Below are 19,514 nucleotides of genomic sequence, written 5' to 3' on the forward strand. Positions count from 1 at the left end.
CCCATGCCTCTACATATAAGAGACAAAGACTTTACAAACTCTGCGGTACCACTCTTTTTGCCGCATGCAAAACGCACACGACCACTTAACCTGACCCGATAACGCCGGTCACGCGGTACGGCTTACTGAAAGGGCGCGCCCTTTGTTCATCCGACTGCTCTCGGGGAGACTTTCGCACTTTCCTTCCTCCGCCGTCTTACACCAACCGACGGCTCTCTATAGGATTCCAGACGCTACTTTTCCCGGTCATCGCACTTTGCTCGCTATTCAAATGTACTTTATCATTATAAAGCGTCAAACGCCGGTTGTCAACTATTGTTTTAAATTTTTGCGGTGAAAACCGGGCCGGTGCATGAAGGCAACCATTTTGCGCCATACTAAAGGCGAATTTATCCGAAATGGGGTTATACCATGTCCGTACCGCTGATAAGAACGCTGATCCTATACTGCGCCGTGGTGGCGGCCATGCGCATCATGGGCAAGCGGCAGATCGGCGACCTTGACCCGTCCGAGCTGGTCGTGACCATTTTGATCTCCGAACTCGCCGCCATTCCGATGCAGGATGTCGGCATTCCCCTATTCGCCGGTATCATTCCCATCGTGACACTGGTCGCGATAGAGATACTGGTTAGCTTTTTCGCGCTCAAAAGCCGCGTTTTCCGCCGCCTGCTCAACGGCCAGCCCGCCATTATCATACGGAAGGGCGAATTGGATGTTAAAAAGCTGCGGCAAATGCGCCTTACAACGGATGAGATCATTGAAACGCTGCGCAAGCAGAACGTACACGCGATCAGCGACGTCAAGTACGGCGTGATCGAGCCGGACGGCACGCTGACCGTTATTTTGAAGCAGCCGCAAATGCCGGTGACCGCCGAAATGCTGAACCTGAACCCAAAGGATCAGGGCCTGCCGGTCGTCGTCGTATCGGACGGCAAGCTGGTGCCGCGCTCGCTGCAGCTGCTGCAAAAGGACGCGGGCGAGGTAGAGCGTCAGCTCAAAAACAAAGGGCTTTCCGTACCCGAAGTCTTTTTAATGACGCTGGACGATTGCGGCAACGTGTTCATCCAGCCAAAGGAGGGTGCATAAATGCGCAGGCTTTTTATATCCCTTGCCCTGCTGGCCGTATTGATCGGCGGCTGCATTTGGTCGGATCACACGTTGGAACACACAATCGACGCGATTAAAACCGAGGTGGAAGCCGACCGGCTTGACGAGGCCATGGCGCTGTGGACGAACGCGGAAAGCCTGCTCGGTTCGCTTTTACCGCACGAAGAGATCGACGAGACCGATCGCCTTTTCTCCCGCGTGCAGCGCGCCAAAAGCACCGGCGCGGAGCAGGAGCTTGCCATAGAACGGGCTGAGCTGATCGGCCAGCTCACCCACCTGCCCGAGCTTGACTCCATCAGCATCAAAAATATTTTTTAACTATTCCAAAATAATCCGTTCTTTTTTGGTCAATTTCGCCATAGCATTTTACCATTCTTTCGGGTAGAATTAAATTGTAAATAGGAATTATTCTTATTAATTGAAAGGATGCTGATCACATGGATCGAAAGGCTTACAAAAAGCTCAACTATACGCTCGCCCTTGCCTCTACCGCTGCGGAGGGCAAAAACTTCGGCTGTATCATCAACTCGCTGCATCAGGTCACCTCTTCCACGCCGGCAAAGTTCAGCGTTTCCCTGAATAACGATTCCGCTACCTGCGCGGCGCTGAAAAAAAGCGGCGTGCTTTCCGCGACCGTGCTGCGTGAGGACTGCGCGGACAAGGTTGTAAACGAATTTGGCTACAAATCCGGCCGTGCGATTGACAAATTTGCGTCCTTCCCGTTTGAAACGGACGCGGTAGGCTGCCTCTATATCAAGGAAGGGATGATTGCGCGCCTGTCGTTCAAGGTATTGGAGCCGGTTGCCGTCGGCTCGCACACGCTGTTCATCCTCGAACTGACCGACGCCGAGGTTCTGGCGGACGGCGAAGCGCTCACCGTGCGCGATTTTGAAAACCGCGGCAAGGATGTGCCGCCCACCGCGCCGGTTTTCCACCAGCTGGATGCGGACGCGGGCTGGAAATGCACCGTCTGCGGCTATGTTCGTCTGGCGGAGGATATTCCGGACGACTTCATCTGCCCCATCTGCCGCGCCCCGCGCAGCAAATTCGTCAAGCGCTAAAGCGCTTTCCATACGAAAAAGAGCCTCTCTATATAGGGAGGCTTTTCGTTTGCCAATATTGCCGGATTGTGGTATCATCGAGGTATCAAATTTAAAGAATCGATTCGATCAAAGGAGTATCGCAACATGAAAAAACTGCTTTTTGTAAACGGCTGTATCCGTGGAGAGCAATCCCGCACGCTGCGGCTGGCCCGCCGCGTTGTCAGCCGTATTCCGGACGCTGAGATCGAGGTGCTTTCCCTGCCCGACCTGCATCTGACGCCCTATGACGCCGAAGCGATTGCCCAGCGTGACGCGCTCTCCGCCTCCAAGGCGTACGACGCGCCTTTTTTTGCGCTAGCCAATCAGTTTAAAGAGGCCGACGCCGTCGTGATTGCCTGCCCCTATTGGGATTTGACCGTACCGAGCATGGTGCGCGCTTACTTAGAGCGGCTTTGCGTCGTCGGGCTAACCTTCCATTATAACGAACAGGGCCGTTCGGTTGGCGATTGCAACCCCCAGCGCCTGCTGTATGTCACCACGCGCGGCGGCTATGTGGATGATAACGACCCGGCGCTGACCGACCATGCCAGCGCTTACCTGCGCTCGCTCTGCGCCATGCTCGGCGTCGAACGGTTTGACTGCCTTGCCGCCGAGGGGCTGGACGTGGTCGGCAACAATGTCGCCGCCATTCTCGCCCAGAGCGAGGCCGAAGCCGACCAAGTGGCGGCGCGGTTTTGGGATGAAGCTACCGAGTAAGGACAACCTGCTATCGCCCGCCTCTTGACGAAAAAAACTAACCCTTATATTAATTGCTCCACGGTCTCTTGTTCTTCTTCCTCTTCCGGGCGCATGATGCTGACATTCACCCATTCGCTTTGGTTTTGGGGAAGCATGGCGGCCGCGCGGAACATGCCGGTCTCATCGTACTCCACACGGAACATGCCGCCGTATTTGTGCGCGATTTCTTTCACCTGCCGCAGGCCAAAGCCGTGCAGGATACCGGCTTTGGAGCTTTGAAATCCCTTTTTCGTTTTTACCGGCGCCTGTTCGCTTGGATTTTCCACCATAATGACAAAAAAGTTTTGTATCAGCTTGGTACTAAGACGCAGCCTGCGATTGGCTGCGTCTTGATTTTTTTCACACGCCTCTATCGCGTTATCCAGCAAATTGAATAGAATCGTGCAAACATCGTTTCGCGGGGTATCGCACGGGTCGGGATATTGTATGTTGGCCCACACCTTAATGCCGGCATCCCGCGCGCGGTGCAGCTTGGCGTTCAGCAGCGCGTCTACCGCGCCGTCCTTCGTGGTGATCCACTGACCCGTTTTGCCGGTGGTGCTTGTAATGCCTTGCACATATTGAAACGCCTTTTCTGCTTCGTTTCGTTCGAGCAGACCGGAAAGCGCCTGCATATGGTTGTTCAGGTCGTGCCGCAGACCTTGGATGTCATGGTACAAAGCATCCATAGCTTTTTGCTGTTCAAGCTGCATTTCCGCTTTTACCAGCTTAGCGCTTAGTTGATTCCTGCGAGCGGTTTCCCGGGCAAGGCAGACAAAAAGAATAATAAAAACAGCAAATAGAACCAAAAAGAAAAACGGCAGCGCCATTATTAATTCTTGTGTATTATGTTTTGCGCCGTTTACGACATAGGAACACACTGCGACAAAGCTGCCAAGCAACAAAATGCCTAAGCAAAGAAACACCCATTGAAACAACCGAATGTGATCAATCTTTAAATCTCTCAGCCGATACCGCACAAGACCGCAGATAAGCACGAGGAAAATACAAAGCAGCACGTGTGATTCCACAATACCAAAAATCATTACAAAGGGATCGTTCGGCGTGATCTGTTTGTGAAAAATCAGAGAATATGCCGAAGGCACCGTCATTTCGCAAACATAGACAAGCATGAAAAAAACCGCAGGCAACACAATGGAAATACCCAATTTATGCCTAGAAATATACCAGCAAATAGCCACGTCGCATAAAAAAATGATCACTGATTTCATAAAGAACGGAAGAACAGAAAGACTGAGCGATGCGGATAGTAACGCGTTTAGGATTACATATATAATTAAATTTCGTAGTAAGTTTTGCCGCCTGACCGGATGAAGCGCCACGCAATAAAGCAGCATAGATAAAACCGCATCCAGCAGCGAGGACGTAATCATTAACACCACCTGCATTAAGACCACCGTCCCTCTTCCGTGATCAGCTTGTCCGCAAACGCCTTCTCGATTGCGGTAAAATAGGATTCACTGACGGGAATCTTTGCTTGATTATCTAAAATCAGCTCTTTCGCATTAAGTACCCTTATTCGATCGATATTGACTAGATAGGAACGATGGCATTGTATAAATATTCGCTGCGGTAATTCTTTTGCGAGATCCGATATGTTTTTGCGGCAAGATAAGTCGCCGTCATCACAAACAATTTTGCAGGTATGGTTCCCGGCTTCCGCATACAAAATATCTCCAAAAGGTACAATCCGCCACTCTCTGGACTGCTTAATTTTCAGACTTCCCTGCTCACGTAATTTTACATATGCCATTGCATTTTCCAAGCAAGGGATACAATCCGCTTCCTGTACCGGCTTTAGCAAAAACTGAAAAGCGTGCACCTTGTATCCGTTTACCGCGTAATCTTTAAAGTTGGTGGTAAAAACAATGGGCACATCCTTGGAAACGGTTCGTATAAACTGTGCCGTTTCAATGCCCGATCGGTGCGGCGTTTCCACATCCAGAAAAAACACATCAGTTTGCATGACGCTTTCTCCGCTAATATCAAGCCCTGAGGAAACCGCAAACAAACGAACCGCGATTTTTATCTTTTTCGCCGCACTCTCTATCACCCGCTGCAAATGCTGCTTTTGGGCTTCATTGTCTTCCAAAATCGTAATATTCAGCTTCATATATGCACCCGCCCCCAAATTTCACGTCAAAAAAATGGGTTTTCAAGACAAATCTATTTTCTTTTTCCTTTAATCTGCTAATATGATTATATCATTAGACGGATAACAATATCAAGGAAAGCTGGTGGAAAAATGAAAACAAAGTTTTCATGGTTGAAAGGGTTAATGGCTTCTGCCGCCTGCATTGTCAGCGCGGTAGCGGTACTGGCCAGCCAAACGCCCTGCTTAGGTCAGTACTATCAGCCGGAGGTGCCGAAAACGTTGAAAAAGTAAATGTATAGGAAGAGAGAAGTGAATCCAATGATGATTGAAATACGGTAAAGAAAAACACTTTTGGCACTATGCAAGGTAACATATAAATAAGCATTGTTACTATGGCATAAGCTTATTGAAACGGGAGGAAATATTATGACGAGATATAAAAAACTATTCGCATTGACACTAATACTTGGTTTCACGCTCATTGTCCCGTCATTTGCAGCCACTATCAATGGTGGATATTCCAATGTTACTACTATGATCGGACTAAACGATTATGGATGGACAGCATTTGATATAACAGCAAAGCTAGCAGAAACCTATGAAAAAGAATCAACCCGTGTTAAATATTCCAGTCGATTGGCCGATGTCGAAATTTTATGTTCGAGACCTGATAACGGAGCTACATTAACTGTTCTTCCAATCCCCAGACATTATGACCGCAGCACCAATAAGACAGTAAAATCTTTTAGTATGTACAATGAATCTACATATCTGCCCGGTAATATTTCTCAATGGTATGTCAAGCGTAATTCCGATGTTGTATATTATTCAGCATCTAATAATTATGCCTGTGGTTATGGATTTAGTCTCTATGCAGACGGGTGCATTAATCCATATGCAGACACCATTACTGTCAATCTTAGCGTATAAGAACGGAGGTCTCTTGTATGTTCAAAAAAACAAGATTAGTTGGTATTTCGGCTCTTATGATAGCGTCAATTTTAATTACAGCCACAGCAGCCACTTATACTAACTCTCGCAGCACAGCGGAGCAAATGGAGCAAAGTCGAATTTGGGCACAAATCGATACAGCACCAGCCCCTCAAAATGATGAAATACTGATTGAAGGCAAGAATGTTACTGTGTATAAAGATGAAACAAATCGAATTGCCGAAAGATATGCCGCTGGAGACGTAGATAATGGTGAAGAACTGGCAATAAGCTATATTCTTCGACGTGAAGTTCTTTATAATGCGGGCATTGATAATAATTTTACAGCAACTGACGCTGAGGTGCAGGCAGTGATTCAACAAAATGAAGAAATGGCTAAAAATGCCATTGGCAGAGAGTTTTTTGATGAGTATTTAGAGACTGCAGGCATCACGGAGCATGAGTATTGGATCGGACAATCTGATAAATTCAAAAAAGAAATTGTAATAGAGAAATATCTATCAGATATTAGAGAGCGAAACAATATTTCTCCCGAAGAGTGGAATGCCTTTGAAGATAATTGGGTAAAAAGTCTCATTGAAGCTGAGGAAATTAGCTAAAAGGCAAAGGGGACGAAAGGACGGTCCGAAACCACTGAAAAAGGCGCAATTAAAGACAAGGGGATGGTTCTTTCGTCCTCTTGTCTTCTCTTGCCCTTTACGTGCCTTTTTTCACGTCATTTCAGGAAGACAAGGGGACGGTTCTTTTGTCCTCTTGTCTTCCCTTGCCCTTTACGTGCCTTTTTTCACGTCATTTCAGGTATGTTCCACGACAAAAGCATTTCCAAACCGATCGTTTGGGATTATAATAATAAATATCCTGTCTGACATAGATTACAGGCAAGGCGGTGGCTCTACTGTTCTCCCCAGCATCAATACAACAAGACGAAAGAACCGTCCCCCTGTCTTCTCTCTCGTTGCTGCGCCTCCCTTACAAACGTTTCTCGTTCTGACTTTACTGTTTTCTCTTTCCACGGCATAAGCAATTCTCCTTTTCCCACTTATACCGTTATTTTACTCCCAAACTGTATACCATGTGCTTGGACAAACTGTTTACTATGTGACTGGGCTATACATCTCTGGCACTTCCGGTTCTGTGCCGCAACGTCTTTCTGTTAACGGCTGGATGAATAGCGGCGGGGATTATCCCTATGAGATTTCAACAACCAGTGTGACTCGCGACAGTTCTTACGGTTTTGGTTTTGCCCTACAAGATAGCAAAGATGGTGTTCTACATATTGGCGAAAAATTTGGCGGTGTGGCACAGTATAGCACCTCGTTTGCTAACTTCCATGGACTTGCAACTTCCTATTATGTTCATACGTGGAATTCTGGCAAGGTAAAGTCTGTGACATTTAACGCAAATGTAGGTATTAGCGGTATTGGCGGTGGCATATCTATTACGTACGAAAATGTAGATTATACTTTTTCTCTTGGTTCAGGAGGTCAAGCCTCTTTTTAGCTAAAAAACTTAATACGCTAATGGTGACGGGGAGAATGTGTACTATATCCAAAACTGCCTCCCTAATCTACCAAAGCGAAAAGGACTGGTTGCCATGAAGCTATCCAAACTTTTTCTCATAACGTTTTTGGCCATGCTTTTCTTATTGTCAGTTTGCATTTTAGGCTATGCTATCGCTTCTATCTCCTTTGCAATTTATCCGACTAGCGGTGGATTTGATCCGTATTTTGAAGAGCCAATGGTATGGTGCGTAACCAAAGTGTCTATTGGGCTTTCTATAGTATTCTTTGTTGCAACACTGGTTTCCTTACTTGTTGAATCCAAGAAAAAATAACGATCAAGGCAAGTGGACGGTTCTTTATGTCTTGACACACACCCTCTCCCGCGCTATATTAGCGTTGGAGGGGGTATGTGTTTTATGCCCAAATCGACCAAAGTATTAACGAAAATAAAACATATCTTCAAAATCGAAGGCCAGAGAACGATTTGAAACCAAACCTGTCAAAAGACAAGGGGACGGTTCTTTTGTCCTCTTGTCTTCTCTTGCCCTTTACGTGTTTTTTCACGTCATTTCAGGTATGTTCCACGACAAAAACATTTCCAAACAGATCGTTTGGGATTATAATAATAAATATCCTATCTGACATAGATTACAGGCAAGGCGGTGGCTCCACTGTTCTCCCCGGCATCAATACATCAAGGCGGAAGACCATTCCCCTGTCTTGTGGGAAATCTATAATAAAAGGTCTGAACTGTTATGAAAACGGGGGTTAAAACTTATTGCGGGTTCATATTATGCAGTCTTGTTTTACTTTTACTGACGGCCGCTTTTTATCCGTACGATATTTTTTCCAATCATCAGACGGGTTTTTCCTTTCCGCTTTTTGCAATGATCGCAATTATTATATCCTGCGCTGTTCTGTTCAGCACGAAACTACGTCATTGTTTAAAAGAATGTGGATTGGAATGGAATTTTTTCGGCGGGTTAGCCTTCTTTATTCTTCTAAATTGTCTAGGTGTGGTGGTAAACTACCTTACAAACCGCTATTTTTTTGAATCGGGAGGAACCTTTATAGCTTCTGCGTATAAAAGCACATATACTGTATCTTTTATAATTTTTATCTCTGTTTTAGAGTGGCTTTGCTTCCTTCGTAATCCCTCACATGATAATCATGATCCTCATTGATGCTTTCCAGTAGAAAACACGCTGCTGTCCTTTTTCCTCAACCCAGAGGGGGTAAATATTATTATGGATACTGTCTTTTTTCTTATAATAGTCGGCCTCTTAAGTCAAATCTACGCATGCACTCATTTTTTTGAAGAGTCCAAACTAGAACTATCAGAAAAATTGCGTGTTATGAATTTTTCGCACGATCGATTATTCGCTTATAGCCGTACAATTGTATTTATAATATTGATCATTGATCGATTTTTTGATCGTTCATTTTTTCCCAAAAATCACTCTATCAAAGTTTATCATTGTCCTTTTGATCCTAGTATTTGCTATCATACATATTTTTGTTTACTTATTCAGTATGGCAGCGTATGATTTACTGAAAAAATGAAGAAGAGGATAAGCCACGGGGGCTGTTGCCCCCCTCCCCCGCCTGCGTTGCAATAGCGTTAGATAGGGTACGCAGCGGATAAAGCTTAAAAAAGCGTTTGTCATCCTGAGCTATGCTCAAAATGACAAACATATGGAAATTTCTTAACTGAATGACACTTGAATATCGCATTGCACCTGTTTTTTTAGGAGGCTACCCTCTATGACCGTTTTCTTACGTTGTCTCATCAAGTCGGTTTACGCTCTTGCGATCGCGTGGCAGGTTTACTTCTATCATGTAGCGGTTTTTGCAAAACCAATCACACATACATACTCCGATGTTCTGTTTATTCTGGGAGTGTTATGGGTTTTTTTCAGTATCCTCGCGTTTGTCAGTCGATGGAAATTTCGTATTCTATGCGCCGCCGCTCACGCCTTCGTTCTGATCATCACAGCATTGCAGTTTTTCCCACTTACTTGTTGGCTGACCTACGGTGATATTGATTTTTCTTACTTAAATCGAATTATGCACTGTGGAATGCTCGGGCTTATGTCTCATGTTCTATTCACCCTTTTCAGTATCTTCTTCATTCTAAAGCCTGATTACTACCGGCTTGCAGAAAAATATCCTTATCTAAAACAAAGAATGAAAAAATAAAAATACATAGGAAAGCAAAGCTCCTGTTATTACACTTGACGCACACCCCCTCCGGCGCTACAATAGCGTTAAGAGCAGGTGTGCGTTTTATCCAACGTTTCCAGTTTAAACAAGTAAAAATTAGGACATGGAAGTAAAACCTTTTCGTGTTTAGAATACGGGAGTGACTTGATGAAAAAGCATGCTATGAAAGGATATCTTCTTACTGCACTTGCATTTCTAATCTTATGCTTGGTTTTCAATATTGATATCCTGACAGTCGGAATGAAAAGAGAATTCCAGTATGTATTATTGCATTCTTTTCAAATAATTTACACGTTGATCATAGTTTTGCTCGTTTTCTTGTTATATATCTGTGAGAAGAATATTAGCGAATCTAAACTATGGTTGGTCGATCTGACCATGTTTGTTATTCTCATAATGGTCAGCATAAACGGCAAAGCTTATCTTCAAATGTTCCCGAACATGTATATCGCGTTAACCTATGCAGTACTAGCAATCAAACATTGGGTGACTTCCAAGAAGTGAGCAAAACGACATTAGGATACCGATCGCCTTGTGGCTAGGAGGGCGCAAATGAGAACTTTCTTTAAAATACTCAGTGTAGCCTTTGTTGTGATGATTTGCATTGTACATAGTCACGCTATATCCTCAGAGCAAGCAGAAATCTATTATCAGTATTTGCGTGTACAGGGGTATCCGATTGTTTGCTTAAACGAACAAGGCGAACAAGTACCTATGCTACTTTACAAAGGTACAAACTATATCCCTATTCGTACCACAGGTGAATGGATGGGGAAAACCGTATCTTGGAATGGTAAAACAAATACAATTTCGCTATCAGGTAGCATTGACCCGACTTATCACACGAAGAGTGCCAAAAAATCTTATAACTATGATGAGCATTTTGACAAAATTGATATCACACTTGCTCCGCAAATTGTTGTCTTAGTGGATGGGAAAATACAAAACTTTTATGATGCAAACGGCTCAGTCGTTTATCCGCTTATTAGCCACGGAACCACATACCTGCCGCTTCGCAGTATTGGTAAACTAACGGGTATGGAAATTGCATGGCGACAAACATTTTATTCAACAGGCGGTGCTCAACTGATGTATCTACGCACTCCGCTAACGAGCGATCAAAAAGCCGAGTGTGAATCCTATCTTTCGGGGCTGGAGAAAAGATTGAGCTTCTTTGAATACATTCTTTACCATGATATTCAAGATGTATTGCGCGACTCACCAGAACAGGTAAGTGTAGAATACTGGAAAACTACGTTACCGCGTTTGCGACAGGCATTTAACGCAATTAAAGATTACGCTCCGCCTACTGTGCCTCTGCTGGAGTACGGTTATCAAGAAATGTGTGTAACTTCGCAATTATATGATAGCGAACTTGATCTTGCCACTCAAGCTTTGGAACAAGGTGATCTGAACCAAGTGTCCAATATGTGTTTTGCTAGTGGTGTGAGCCTTGGTGATAATGTTGCCTATATGCAAAACGTCTATTATCAACCGAATACCAAAAATTAATAGCAAGATATAAAAAGACAAGGGGACACGTTAACCGTCCCTCTGCCTTTAAGCAGCAAGCACTTGAAAGAATCCAGAGTGGCTTAGCTCTTGATGATCTTCCTTGGTAATTACTCCGTTAATAGCATTCACAAGGGGCTTAATATGAAAAAAGAAGTGCTCATAGTTCTTTCCCTTTTGTTAATCATTGTTGCAGCATTTGTCTTTCTGTTTAATGGGAACACCCAAAGTGCTCAGCAAAAAAGTATAATGAATCCATTTCAAATTGAAATTAGCGAACCGCACATCATTCAAGAAGCTAAACAGCATTTTAATGACGGTAAGCTAGTTACAGATAGTGGTACTGAACAGCGTTTACAGTTTACAATTTCTATATTAAACACTTCGGAATATGATTTTTCAGAAACTTGGTTTGAAGCTTCCTTGAACGACGAGGTGAAACCTTTTATTGCGAGTCAAGTCATTAGTTATCGAAGCGATAAATTTGACGTAACTTCCGAAGCTAAGGCGGATTTAGTAAACAATAAGAACAATTTAAAGATTACTGGTTTTAATCATAATTGGAGTTTGTTACTTACCACGCCAGATGATTTAGCTGACTATAATGGTATGACCCCTAATGAAATTGTAAATGCCCTCCGATCGATTCATGTACAAATCCATTGGGATAGTGGCACACAAGAACAGGATATTCCGATTTCGGTTCAGTATGAATGAGGTAAGGACAAGGTGATATTAAAGCCAAGGGGACGGCACTTTCGTCCCCTTGGCTTTCCTTGCCCTTTACGTGTTTTTTCACGTCATTTCAGGTATGTTCCACGACAAAAACATTTCCAAACAGATCGTTTGGGATTATAATAATAAATATCCTGTCTGACATAGATTGTAGGCAAGGCGGTGGCTTCACTGTTCTCCCCAGCATCAATGCAACAAAACGGAAGAACCGTCCCTCTGTCTTTGGTGCTATTTCCATCGATACTCAATATGAACGACACATGGTTATTAAGTAATTCCATTTATATTTTCGGAGGTAATTATGAATAAGCAGCTTTCATGGTTAGGGCCATATGCATCATTTATAGTCATCTATATACTTTCTATATTTTTATTGCGCTTGTTCCCTTCACAGGCCGCAATTCTATTTTGTGCGCCGCTTTCCATGTCCATTGCTGGCGCACTTTTTGTAAGAAAAACCCGCTTTCCTTATAGCAAACTGTTTTCCTTTCAACGTATATCCTTTCAAATCCTTTTATACAGTATAGTTTTTGGGATAGGTCTTATTTTAGTTGGACAGTTTAATGTTATATTTGGACAAACTGCCGTTATTGGTTTCGACTCATCTAACATGATTGCTTTTCTATTAATTCTTATAGCAACGCCCATTATTGAAGAATTCTTTTTTAGAGGTATCATATTCCATAGAACGCTCGGTTACTTTACCCCTCTTGTTGCAATGATCCTTACTTCTGTTCTATTTGCTCTACTTCACGGTATGCAAAAATTTCTCTATGCATTTCTAGCCGGTATCGTTTTCTCTTGTCTTGCATACTACACGCAGTCGATGTTATCTGCAATCATTGCACATCTACTTGCCAATGTTGGCCCCCTTTTACTATGTACACTCTTTCCCAGCTTAACAGTAGTTTTTCTCCCAGATACCGGATCAACTTATATCGGCATGAGAATCGTTGCCGCGCTGACTGGCTTACTTATTTGTGTAGTGGGCATACAGCGTCTAAGAAAGCTAATGCGGCCCCAGCCCGATCTTTAACCGATAACTGAAAGCGCGTGTTGAAAATAAAAGAATGTTCCAAATCCTTGTCATTCTGAGGAGCGAAGCGACGAGACCGTTGTCCTCTATCCTCGACTCGCCGCCGTGCGGCGAATAGGAGAGAGAGTCTCGCGCGAATGCGCGGATTTTACGTGAATCACGCGCGTTTACGCGAGATTCTTCACTTCGTTCAGAATGACATACGGAATATTCTTTTATTTTGCAACGCGCGCTTTTCATCATTCATTTTATCGCTAGAACCAGCATCCCCGCAGTCCAGATCAAAACGCTTTATCGCCGCTCAGCCGTAATTCGAGATCAGTTTATTTTTGCTTTCCTTTTGCGCTGGCAAGCCTTCTCGTATTTTATATTATATTTTCACCGCTTTGTTGCTTGCTACCATAATATTTTAAAGGTATATTGATAGTAAGAAAGAAAAATGCTACAGTACCGTATTTTATCGCAACAAGAAATTCGAGGGATGTTATGAAAGTAAAAGCTCTGACACGAATTACGATCGTCCTAATACTCTTTGTCGCTGTTTGCACCGTTGGCAGCATGGCTCAATCGGTTTATTATGAAAACCGTGTTTTGACCGCTGTGCCGTTGCACATGGTTCTTCTCATTGAAGCTGGGATAGGGTTATTCCTATGTCTTTTCATTGCATTTCTTGGATGGTTTCTCAAGAAACAATGTAATCACAAGGAAATTTAAAAATTATGGAGAAGCGATATAAAATTGCGCAAGGGTTATTTATTGTTTATTTAGTCCTGCTGGTCTGGCTGATCTTATTGAAGCTGCAATTTTCATTTACAGCCTTACTAGGTGCACGTCACGTTAACTTTATTCCCTTTTATTATACGGAGCAAGCCGGTAGCAGCTTTCACATCAGCGAAGTTATGAATAACTTATTGGTTTTCGCTCCATTTGGCATTTTTCTAGGTATACTGAAAAACGATACGTGGTTTCTTCATAAGATAATAGGTATTGCAATTTTCAGCCTTGCGCTTGAAACCGCGCAGTTTGCTTTTGCAATCGGCAGAGCGGATATTACAGATGTTATATCCAATACCCTAGGCGGCATGTTAGGCATTTTACTGTATGCAATCTTGCTTAAAATCTTTAAAAACAAGAAGAAATTAGACGGAGTTCTTACCACGTTGGCCGGTATTTTTACGTTTTTGGTGATTGGGCTATTAGCGGTAGTTATAGTCGCTAATTGGAATGCCGAATAAGACATAGGGGGATGCGACGATTTGCGTTTCGTCGCATCCCCCCTTTTTAATTTCCTATCGCTTTACAAAATATTTCAGCTTTCCTCCATAAACATCCGGTCAAACGCTTCGCGCGTGACCCAGACGGCGGCGCCGCCGGCGGGAGCGGAGGCGGTCACGTTCCCCTCCCCATCGACGGTAACGGGCGTGGTGCATTTACCCAGCGCGTCTACCAGCGTTTTACCGGCAAGGCGTCTGCCGACATACATCCGTTTTTCGCCGCCGGTCGAATCCGAAAGCAGCATGGCAAGGCCGGAATCCGGGTGCTCCGCATCCCCCTCGCGTGTGAAACCGACGACGTTTGCATCGTCAAAATAATCGTGCAATTCACCATAGGCCAAATTGGCGCGTACCCATAATAGACGTTTCACCCCGGCCACGGGCGCGATCCCGTCATGCGGCACGCCGTACAGGTCGCCATAGAACACGCATGGCAACCCCTGCCCGCGCAGTAAAATCAGCGCATAAGCGGGCGCTTTGAACCATGGCTGAATAAAGGTTTGCAGCGCCTGCCCGGGTTGGGTATCGTGGTTGTCGACAAAGGTGACCGCCTGATCGGGCGCGGCCTGCACAAGCGTGCCATCCAACAGCTTCGATAAATCGTAGTTACCGTTTGCCCCGGATATGTCGAACAGATGGAAGTGCAGCGGTACGTCGAACAGGCGCATGCCCGCGCCGCCCTCCAGATAGCCTAAGAGCCGCTCAACCTCCGGGCTCCAATACTCGCCGACGGCGGGCAGCTCGCGCCCGGCATGCCGCCGCATCTCGCCCAGCCAATCCGTGTAAAAATCGCGCTGCATATGCTTTACCGCGTCCAGCCGCAAACCATCCGGATGAACCGTATCCAGATACCAGCAGCCCCAGCGTTTCAGTTCTTCCACCACATCGTGGTTGGTCAGCGCCAGATCGGCTCCCATAAGATAATCAAAATTGCCGTGCTCGGGGTCGACCTGTTCATCCCACCGCTTGCCTTCAAACAGGTAAATGCCGCCCGTTTTCGCGCCATCGTCCCAATCGGTGCCGTTGAAATGCGTCCAGTTCCACTGAAAGCCCGAATATTTGCCCGCGCGCCCCGGAAAGGTGAATTTCGTCCACGCGGCGATCTCGCGCTCATCTCCCACGGCCTTTTCCCGGTTATCGGAAGCATCCGGCGTGGCGCGCACGTGCTCCAACTCATCCGCGCCCATTTTATGGTTCATCACGATATCCGCCCATACGCGCACGCCAGCCTGCTGCAAGGTACGCACAGCGGCAAGGTAGCTTTCCCGCGTGCCGTATTTCGTCCGCACGGTGCCCTTTTGATCAAATTCACCCAGATCGAACAGATCGTAAACGCCGTAGCCCACATCGGCCGCGCCGTTCGCACCCTTATAGGCGGGCGGCAGCCAAATATCGGTGATACCGAGCGCGGCAATATTTTGGGCCTGCTTTTCCCAGCGGCTCCAAAGGCATCCGTTTTCGGGCAAGTACCATTCAAAGCCCTGTAACATGGTTTGGTTCTGCATCGTTTCATCCTCTCTCTATGTAAATGGAAAAACGCCGTCCCCCGCAGCGGGAGCGGCGTTTGTGCTGTCAATTACGCGGCGTTTTGCGCGAAGCTTCCAAGGAATCCGCGCGGACCATGAACACCTCGGCTACCGAAAGGTGGGCGTCCGAATAGGTCCAGCCCTCGCGGCCGGTCAACTGCTGCATGATGATATCGAACCCGTGGCGTTTCTGTTCGTTATTTTCCGCAAACTGTACGCATCCCTCGCCAATGATGGACGAAAACGCATAGCTATACTGGCAGGCCACGTCGCCGCCTTCTATCACACCGTCCTCGATATCCATCTCAAAGCAAACGTGCGGGTCGGCGCGCATCGCGTCGATCTTTTTGCCCTTTAAGCCGCTGTGGAAATACAGGGTCAGCCCATTATCATCCCACTCATAGCCAAAGTTCATGGGAATCACGTAAGGCTTGCCCTCCGCGATCATGGCAATGCGGCACACCTTGCAGGCTTTTAAGATCGCCTCGATATTTTCACGGCCTGTGACTTCTCTATCTTTTCTTCGCATCGTAGTACCTCAAGAATTATGGTCGGATACGTGGAACTGCTTTAGGTTGCCGATTTTTTCCGCGCGCTTATCCATCTCCGCGCAGACCTCGGCAAGTGAAACGCCGCACTCGTTCATCATCACCATCATGTGATAGAACACGTCGTTAATTTCGCCTACCAGCTCCTCTTTATCGCCGTTTTTTGCGGCGATGATGGTTTCGGCGCACTCCTCGCCGACCTTTTTCAGCATTTTATCAAGGCCCTTCTCGAACAGGTAACAGGTATACGAACCTTCCTGCGGTTCGGCCCTGCGCTGCCCGATCACGGCCTCCATTTGTTCAAATGAATTCAATATAAAAACCTCTTTTCTAGTTAGGAAGTAGGCGGTAGGAATTAGGAGTTATGGAATCGCGCGTCGCGCGATCATTTTAATATCCGGCATGGCCGGATTCCGCCAATCCTACCGCCTACCGCCTAATTATTTTTCTCCCACAGCGTGGTATAAAAGCAGGTGCGGTTTCCCGTGTGGCAGACCGGCCCCTTGGGCGTACCTATGTAGATCAGGGTATCGTCGTCACAGTCGGACAGGATTTTTGTTACATAAATAAAATTGCCCGACGTCTCGCCCTTGTTCCAAAGCTTTTGGCGCGAACGCGAAAAGAACCAGGCGGTGCCGCTCTCCATTGTCCGGCGGAGCGCTTCCTCGTTGGCGTAGCCCAGCATGAGCACCTCGCCGTTCCGTTCATCCTGACAAATGACCGGAATGAGCTCGGCTTTGACAAAACATTTCGATAATTCCATTTTACAACCTCACCGGGATATTCTTTTCATTTAAATGCCGCTTGACCTGCCCGACCGTCAGCTCGCCATAGTGGAATAGGCTGGCGGCAAGCGCCGCGTCGCACGCGGTCTCTTCAAACACCTCGGAAAAATGATCGAGACTGCCGCAGCCGCCCGAAGCGATCACCGGGATACCGACCACATCCACAACCGCGCGGGTCAGTTCCAGATCAAAGCCGGATTTGGTACCATCCTTATCCATGGAAGTGAGCAGTATCTCGCCCGCGCCGCGCTCGTACACCTCTTTGGCCCACGCGACCGCGTCCACGCCGGTGGGCGTACGCCCGCCCGCGACATATACTTCAAACCCGGAGGGCGTTTTGCCCGTTCGCCGGCCGTCGATCGCTACAACGACGCACTGGCTGCCGTACTTTTCAGCAGCTTCGCCCACCAGCGCGGGGTTTTTGACCGCCGCCGAATTGACCGATATTTTATCCGCGCCCGCGCGCAGGATTTCTTTAAAATCGTCCACCGTGCGGATGCCGCCGCCCACGGTAACGGGCACGAATACCTCGCGGCAGGTGCGGCGCACCACGTCCGCGATCGTATCGCGTCCATCCGAGGTGGCCGTGATATCGAGAAACACGATCTCGTCCGCGCCCTCGCGCGAATAGAACTTCGCCAGCTCGACCGGGTCGCCCGCGTCGCGCAGGCCCACGAAGTTCACGCCCTTAACGACCCGCCCATCCTTTACATCCAAACAAGGGATGATGCGTTTGGCAAGCATACAAAAACCCCTTTCTATTAATTAGTAATTAGTAATTAGGAATTAGGAATTAGTAGTTAGAAATAATAGTGGCCGCCGCAAGCGGCTTATTGCATAATCGCGCAAAGCGCGATACCGCTAACTCTTCACTCCTAATTCTATCTTGCGGCGGCGATGGCCGCCGCAAGATCAAGCGTGCCCGCGTAGACCGCTTTGCCCGCGATCGCTTCATCGATGCCGAGGGCCTTGAGTTTCTTGATATCCTCGATCGTGGATACGCCGCCGGACGCGACGATCCCGCACGAAACAGCTTGCCGCAGCGCGGCAAGCTGGTCAAAGCTAGGGCCTTCCAGCATGCCGTCTTTTTCAATATCGGTAAAAATAATGGTCTGAACGCCGTACTGCTCCATGCGTTTGGCAAAGGAGATATAATCCACGCCGGAATCGCGGACCCAGCCCTCGGTGCGGACCGTGCCGCCCCGCGCGTCGATGCCAACTGCGATCTTATCCCCATATTTGCGCACCGCTTCGCGGACAAACGGCGGGTTTTTGATCGCCGCCGAACCGATCACCACGCGGGACACGCCGAGCGCCAGCACAACATCGACATCCTCCATCGTGCGGATGCCGCCGCCCAGCTCTACCGCCGCGCCCGCGTCGCGCAGCACGCGGCGCACCACGTCGTAATTGCGCTGGGAGCCGTCCTTGGCTCCGTCCAGATCAACCATATGGATGAGCGACGCGCCTGCCGCCAAAAAGCAGCGCGCGGTCTCCACCGCGTCCTCCGCCACCTTGTGGGCCGTGTCATAATCGCCCTTTTGCAGGCGCACGCATTGACCGTTTTTTAAATCGATCGCCGGTAAAATTCTCATTTCCCCACCTCCGTGAGTTTCGCAAAGTTTTGAAGCATCCGCAAACCGACTTCCCCGCTTTTTTCCGGGTGAAACTGACAGCCGAACACATTGCCGCGCGCCACCATGGCGGGTACCTCGGCGCCGTAATCGGTCACACAGGCAAGATCCGCCGGATCGGCGGGTTTTGCCATAAAGCTGTGCACGAAGTACACGCAGTCGCCGTCCTGTATGCCCGCGGTCATCGCGTTGGGCCGCAAAACACGCAGCGTGTTCCAGCCGATCTGCGGCAGCTTATACGCAGTCTGGATGCGCTCAATACGACCGGGCAGCAGGCCCAGTCCCGTGCATGGGCGCACCTCGCCGGACTCTTCAAACAGCATTTGCATGCCAAGGCAAATGCCGAGAAACGGCTTTTCCCCCGCCGCCTTTTTCACCGCGTCCGTCAGCCCCGATGCGGTAAGCGCCGCCATGGCGTCCGGAAACGCGCCCACGCCAGGCAGGATGACGGCGGCGGCGTTTTCGAGATCCGCCGCCGTGGCCGCGATTTTATTTTCATAGCCCAGATAATCCAGCGAATTATGTACGCTCATCAGGTTTCCCGCGCCGTAATCCACTATCCCAATATAGCTCATTTGTCATCCTCTGCGGCGTTTTTAACGCCGATTTTACGAATTTCCTGCAATATCTTTATGGTACAACCCACTACAATGCCGCAGCATACCGATGCGGCCAAGCAGCCGATCTCCATATACAGAAGCCAATTCACAAACATGACGGCAACCGTCGTTGCGACGCCCGCCAA

Annotated in this window: 24 protein-coding genes and 1 other annotated feature; of the genes, 14 read left to right on the plus strand and 10 right to left on the minus strand. The window is 47.4% G+C overall.

Annotated features, from left to right (window positions below):
- Positions 1 to 15 precede the first annotated feature (15 nt).
- Positions 16 to 259: a binding site (T-box leader), on the minus strand.
- Positions 260 to 411: 152 nt separating this feature from the next.
- The 4 genes from NE562_RS05725 (at position 412) to NE562_RS05740 (ending at position 2,906) form a co-directional block, all read left to right on the plus strand.
- Positions 412 to 1,086, plus strand: a complete 675-nt coding sequence (locus NE562_RS05725) for a DUF421 domain-containing protein (RefSeq protein WP_280961446.1) — start codon at positions 412 to 414, stop codon at positions 1,084 to 1,086.
- Entirely contained in the window at positions 1,087 to 1,425 is a 339-nt protein-coding gene (locus NE562_RS05730; RefSeq protein ID WP_280961447.1) for a DUF4363 family protein, read from the plus strand. It abuts the gene before it with no gap.
- A gap of 119 nt (positions 1,426 to 1,544) precedes the next feature.
- A complete protein-coding gene (locus NE562_RS05735) occupies positions 1,545 to 2,168 on the plus strand; it encodes a flavin reductase (RefSeq protein ID WP_280961448.1) in 624 nt (207 codons plus the stop codon).
- A gap of 126 nt (positions 2,169 to 2,294) precedes the next feature.
- A complete protein-coding gene (locus tag NE562_RS05740; RefSeq protein ID WP_280961449.1) occupies positions 2,295 to 2,906 on the plus strand; it encodes an NAD(P)H-dependent oxidoreductase in 612 nt (203 codons plus the stop codon).
- 44 nt (positions 2,907 to 2,950) lie between these two features.
- On the opposite strand, the gene NE562_RS05745 is transcribed toward NE562_RS05740, so the two are convergent.
- Positions 2,951 to 3,640, minus strand: coding sequence for a sensor histidine kinase (locus tag NE562_RS05745; RefSeq protein WP_280961450.1), 690 nt, complete (start codon positions 3,638 to 3,640; stop codon positions 2,951 to 2,953).
- Positions 3,641 to 4,335: 695 nt separating this feature from the next.
- On the minus strand, positions 4,336 to 5,061 hold the full coding sequence (locus NE562_RS05750; protein WP_280961451.1) for a LytR/AlgR family response regulator transcription factor: 726 nt from the start codon (positions 5,059 to 5,061) through the stop codon (positions 4,336 to 4,338).
- Between the two features lie 165 nt (positions 5,062 to 5,226).
- Between NE562_RS05750 and NE562_RS05755 the strand changes: the two genes are divergently transcribed.
- The 10 genes from NE562_RS05755 to NE562_RS05800 all read left to right on the plus strand — a co-directional run bounded on the left by NE562_RS05755 (position 5,227) and on the right by NE562_RS05800 (position 14,237).
- On the plus strand, positions 5,227 to 5,334 hold the full coding sequence (locus NE562_RS05755) for a cyclic lactone autoinducer peptide (protein WP_280961452.1): 108 nt from the start codon (positions 5,227 to 5,229) through the stop codon (positions 5,332 to 5,334).
- 135 nt (positions 5,335 to 5,469) lie between these two features.
- A complete protein-coding gene (locus tag NE562_RS05760; protein WP_280961453.1) occupies positions 5,470 to 5,973 on the plus strand; it encodes a hypothetical protein in 504 nt (167 codons plus the stop codon).
- Positions 5,974 to 5,990: 17 nt separating this feature from the next.
- Positions 5,991 to 6,593 (plus strand): hypothetical protein, encoded by a 603-nt coding sequence (locus NE562_RS05765; protein ID WP_280961454.1) that lies wholly within the window; start codon positions 5,991 to 5,993, stop codon positions 6,591 to 6,593.
- 475 nt (positions 6,594 to 7,068) lie between these two features.
- Positions 7,069 to 7,494 (plus strand): hypothetical protein, encoded by a 426-nt coding sequence (locus NE562_RS05770; RefSeq protein WP_280961455.1) that lies wholly within the window; start codon positions 7,069 to 7,071, stop codon positions 7,492 to 7,494.
- A 94-nt stretch (positions 7,495 to 7,588) separates the two neighbouring features.
- Positions 7,589 to 7,828, plus strand: coding sequence for a hypothetical protein (locus NE562_RS05775; RefSeq protein WP_280961456.1), 240 nt, complete (start codon positions 7,589 to 7,591; stop codon positions 7,826 to 7,828).
- Between the two features lie 1,432 nt (positions 7,829 to 9,260).
- Positions 9,261 to 9,695, plus strand: a complete 435-nt coding sequence (locus NE562_RS05780; protein WP_280961457.1) for a hypothetical protein — start codon at positions 9,261 to 9,263, stop codon at positions 9,693 to 9,695.
- Between the two features lie 576 nt (positions 9,696 to 10,271).
- Positions 10,272 to 11,231, plus strand: a complete 960-nt coding sequence (locus NE562_RS05785; RefSeq protein ID WP_280961458.1) for a copper amine oxidase N-terminal domain-containing protein — start codon at positions 10,272 to 10,274, stop codon at positions 11,229 to 11,231.
- A gap of 144 nt (positions 11,232 to 11,375) precedes the next feature.
- Positions 11,376 to 11,948 carry a hypothetical protein gene (locus tag NE562_RS05790; RefSeq protein WP_280961459.1) on the plus strand — a complete coding sequence of 191 codons (573 nt, stop codon included), beginning with the start codon at positions 11,376 to 11,378 and terminating at the stop codon, positions 11,946 to 11,948.
- Between the two features lie 319 nt (positions 11,949 to 12,267).
- Positions 12,268 to 13,002, plus strand: coding sequence for a type II CAAX endopeptidase family protein (locus tag NE562_RS05795; protein WP_280961460.1), 735 nt, complete (start codon positions 12,268 to 12,270; stop codon positions 13,000 to 13,002).
- Positions 13,003 to 13,721: 719 nt separating this feature from the next.
- Positions 13,722 to 14,237 (plus strand): VanZ family protein, encoded by a 516-nt coding sequence (locus tag NE562_RS05800; RefSeq protein WP_280961461.1) that lies wholly within the window; start codon positions 13,722 to 13,724, stop codon positions 14,235 to 14,237.
- A gap of 74 nt (positions 14,238 to 14,311) precedes the next feature.
- Here the strand turns inward: NE562_RS05800 and NE562_RS05805 are convergent, their stop codons facing one another.
- From NE562_RS05805 to NE562_RS05840, 8 genes are all read right to left on the minus strand, one after another.
- Positions 14,312 to 15,781, minus strand: a complete 1,470-nt coding sequence (locus tag NE562_RS05805; protein WP_280961462.1) for an alpha-amylase — start codon at positions 15,779 to 15,781, stop codon at positions 14,312 to 14,314.
- A 67-nt stretch (positions 15,782 to 15,848) separates the two neighbouring features.
- Entirely contained in the window at positions 15,849 to 16,331 is a 483-nt protein-coding gene (locus tag NE562_RS05810; protein WP_280961463.1) for a pyridoxamine 5'-phosphate oxidase family protein, read from the minus strand.
- A 9-nt stretch (positions 16,332 to 16,340) separates the two neighbouring features.
- A complete protein-coding gene (hisE, locus tag NE562_RS05815) occupies positions 16,341 to 16,664 on the minus strand; it encodes a phosphoribosyl-ATP diphosphatase (RefSeq protein WP_280961464.1) in 324 nt (107 codons plus the stop codon).
- A 122-nt stretch (positions 16,665 to 16,786) separates the two neighbouring features.
- Positions 16,787 to 17,113 (minus strand): phosphoribosyl-AMP cyclohydrolase, encoded by a 327-nt coding sequence (hisI, locus tag NE562_RS05820; protein WP_280961465.1) that lies wholly within the window; start codon positions 17,111 to 17,113, stop codon positions 16,787 to 16,789.
- A 1-nt stretch (position 17,114) separates the two neighbouring features.
- The gene (hisF, locus tag NE562_RS05825; RefSeq protein WP_280961466.1) at positions 17,115 to 17,879 is read right to left on the minus strand and encodes an imidazole glycerol phosphate synthase subunit HisF; all 765 of its coding nucleotides are present in this window, start codon (positions 17,877 to 17,879) and stop codon (positions 17,115 to 17,117) included.
- 137 nt (positions 17,880 to 18,016) lie between these two features.
- Entirely contained in the window at positions 18,017 to 18,730 is a 714-nt protein-coding gene (gene hisA, locus NE562_RS05830; protein WP_280961467.1) for a 1-(5-phosphoribosyl)-5-[(5-phosphoribosylamino)methylideneamino]imidazole-4-carboxamide isomerase, read from the minus strand.
- Entirely contained in the window at positions 18,727 to 19,344 is a 618-nt protein-coding gene (gene hisH / locus NE562_RS05835) for an imidazole glycerol phosphate synthase subunit HisH (RefSeq protein WP_280961468.1), read from the minus strand. The genes hisA and hisH overlap by 4 nt, the downstream gene beginning before the upstream one ends.
- Positions 19,341 to 19,478, minus strand: a complete 138-nt coding sequence (locus NE562_RS05840) for a hypothetical protein (protein WP_280961469.1) — start codon at positions 19,476 to 19,478, stop codon at positions 19,341 to 19,343. Before NE562_RS05840 ends, hisH begins: the two co-directional genes overlap by 4 nt.
- Between the last annotated feature and the right edge of the window lie 36 nt (positions 19,479 to 19,514).

This window comes from Butyricicoccus faecihominis (assembly GCF_024462775.1).
GTDB classification, from domain to species: domain Bacteria; phylum Bacillota; class Clostridia; order Oscillospirales; family Butyricicoccaceae; genus Agathobaculum; species Agathobaculum faecihominis_A.

Excerpts from the sequence above, each read along its gene's own strand:
- hisA (WP_280961467.1), bottom strand. The coding sequence starts at position 18,730 with ATGAGAATTTTACCGGCGATCGATTTAAAAAACGGTCAATGCGTGCGC.
- NE562_RS05800 (WP_280961461.1), top strand. The coding sequence starts at position 13,722 with ATGGAGAAGCGATATAAAATTGCGCAAGGGTTATTTATTGTTTATTTA.
- NE562_RS05780 (WP_280961457.1), top strand. The coding sequence starts at position 9,261 with ATGACCGTTTTCTTACGTTGTCTCATCAAGTCGGTTTACGCTCTTGCG.
- NE562_RS05755 (WP_280961452.1), top strand. The coding sequence starts at position 5,227 with ATGGCTTCTGCCGCCTGCATTGTCAGCGCGGTAGCGGTACTGGCCAGC.
- NE562_RS05765 (WP_280961454.1), top strand. The coding sequence starts at position 5,991 with ATGTTCAAAAAAACAAGATTAGTTGGTATTTCGGCTCTTATGATAGCG.
- NE562_RS05810 (WP_280961463.1), bottom strand. The coding sequence starts at position 16,331 with ATGCGAAGAAAAGATAGAGAAGTCACAGGCCGTGAAAATATCGAGGCG.
- NE562_RS05750 (WP_280961451.1), bottom strand. The coding sequence starts at position 5,061 with ATGAAGCTGAATATTACGATTTTGGAAGACAATGAAGCCCAAAAGCAG.
- hisF (WP_280961466.1), bottom strand. The coding sequence starts at position 17,879 with ATGCTTGCCAAACGCATCATCCCTTGTTTGGATGTAAAGGATGGGCGG.
- hisI (WP_280961465.1), bottom strand. The coding sequence starts at position 17,113 with ATGGAATTATCGAAATGTTTTGTCAAAGCCGAGCTCATTCCGGTCATT.
- NE562_RS05745 (WP_280961450.1), bottom strand. The coding sequence starts at position 3,640 with ATGCAGCTTGAACAGCAAAAAGCTATGGATGCTTTGTACCATGACATC.
- hisH (WP_280961468.1), bottom strand. The coding sequence starts at position 19,344 with ATGAGCTATATTGGGATAGTGGATTACGGCGCGGGAAACCTGATGAGC.
- NE562_RS05805 (WP_280961462.1), bottom strand. The coding sequence starts at position 15,781 with ATGCAGAACCAAACCATGTTACAGGGCTTTGAATGGTACTTGCCCGAA.
- NE562_RS05735 (WP_280961448.1), top strand. The coding sequence starts at position 1,545 with ATGGATCGAAAGGCTTACAAAAAGCTCAACTATACGCTCGCCCTTGCC.
- NE562_RS05795 (WP_280961460.1), top strand. The coding sequence starts at position 12,268 with ATGAATAAGCAGCTTTCATGGTTAGGGCCATATGCATCATTTATAGTC.
- NE562_RS05785 (WP_280961458.1), top strand. The coding sequence starts at position 10,272 with ATGAGAACTTTCTTTAAAATACTCAGTGTAGCCTTTGTTGTGATGATT.
- NE562_RS05775 (WP_280961456.1), top strand. The coding sequence starts at position 7,589 with ATGAAGCTATCCAAACTTTTTCTCATAACGTTTTTGGCCATGCTTTTC.
- NE562_RS05725 (WP_280961446.1), top strand. The coding sequence starts at position 412 with ATGTCCGTACCGCTGATAAGAACGCTGATCCTATACTGCGCCGTGGTG.
- NE562_RS05760 (WP_280961453.1), top strand. The coding sequence starts at position 5,470 with ATGACGAGATATAAAAAACTATTCGCATTGACACTAATACTTGGTTTC.
- NE562_RS05740 (WP_280961449.1), top strand. The coding sequence starts at position 2,295 with ATGAAAAAACTGCTTTTTGTAAACGGCTGTATCCGTGGAGAGCAATCC.
- NE562_RS05790 (WP_280961459.1), top strand. The coding sequence starts at position 11,376 with ATGAAAAAAGAAGTGCTCATAGTTCTTTCCCTTTTGTTAATCATTGTT.
- NE562_RS05730 (WP_280961447.1), top strand. The coding sequence starts at position 1,087 with ATGCGCAGGCTTTTTATATCCCTTGCCCTGCTGGCCGTATTGATCGGC.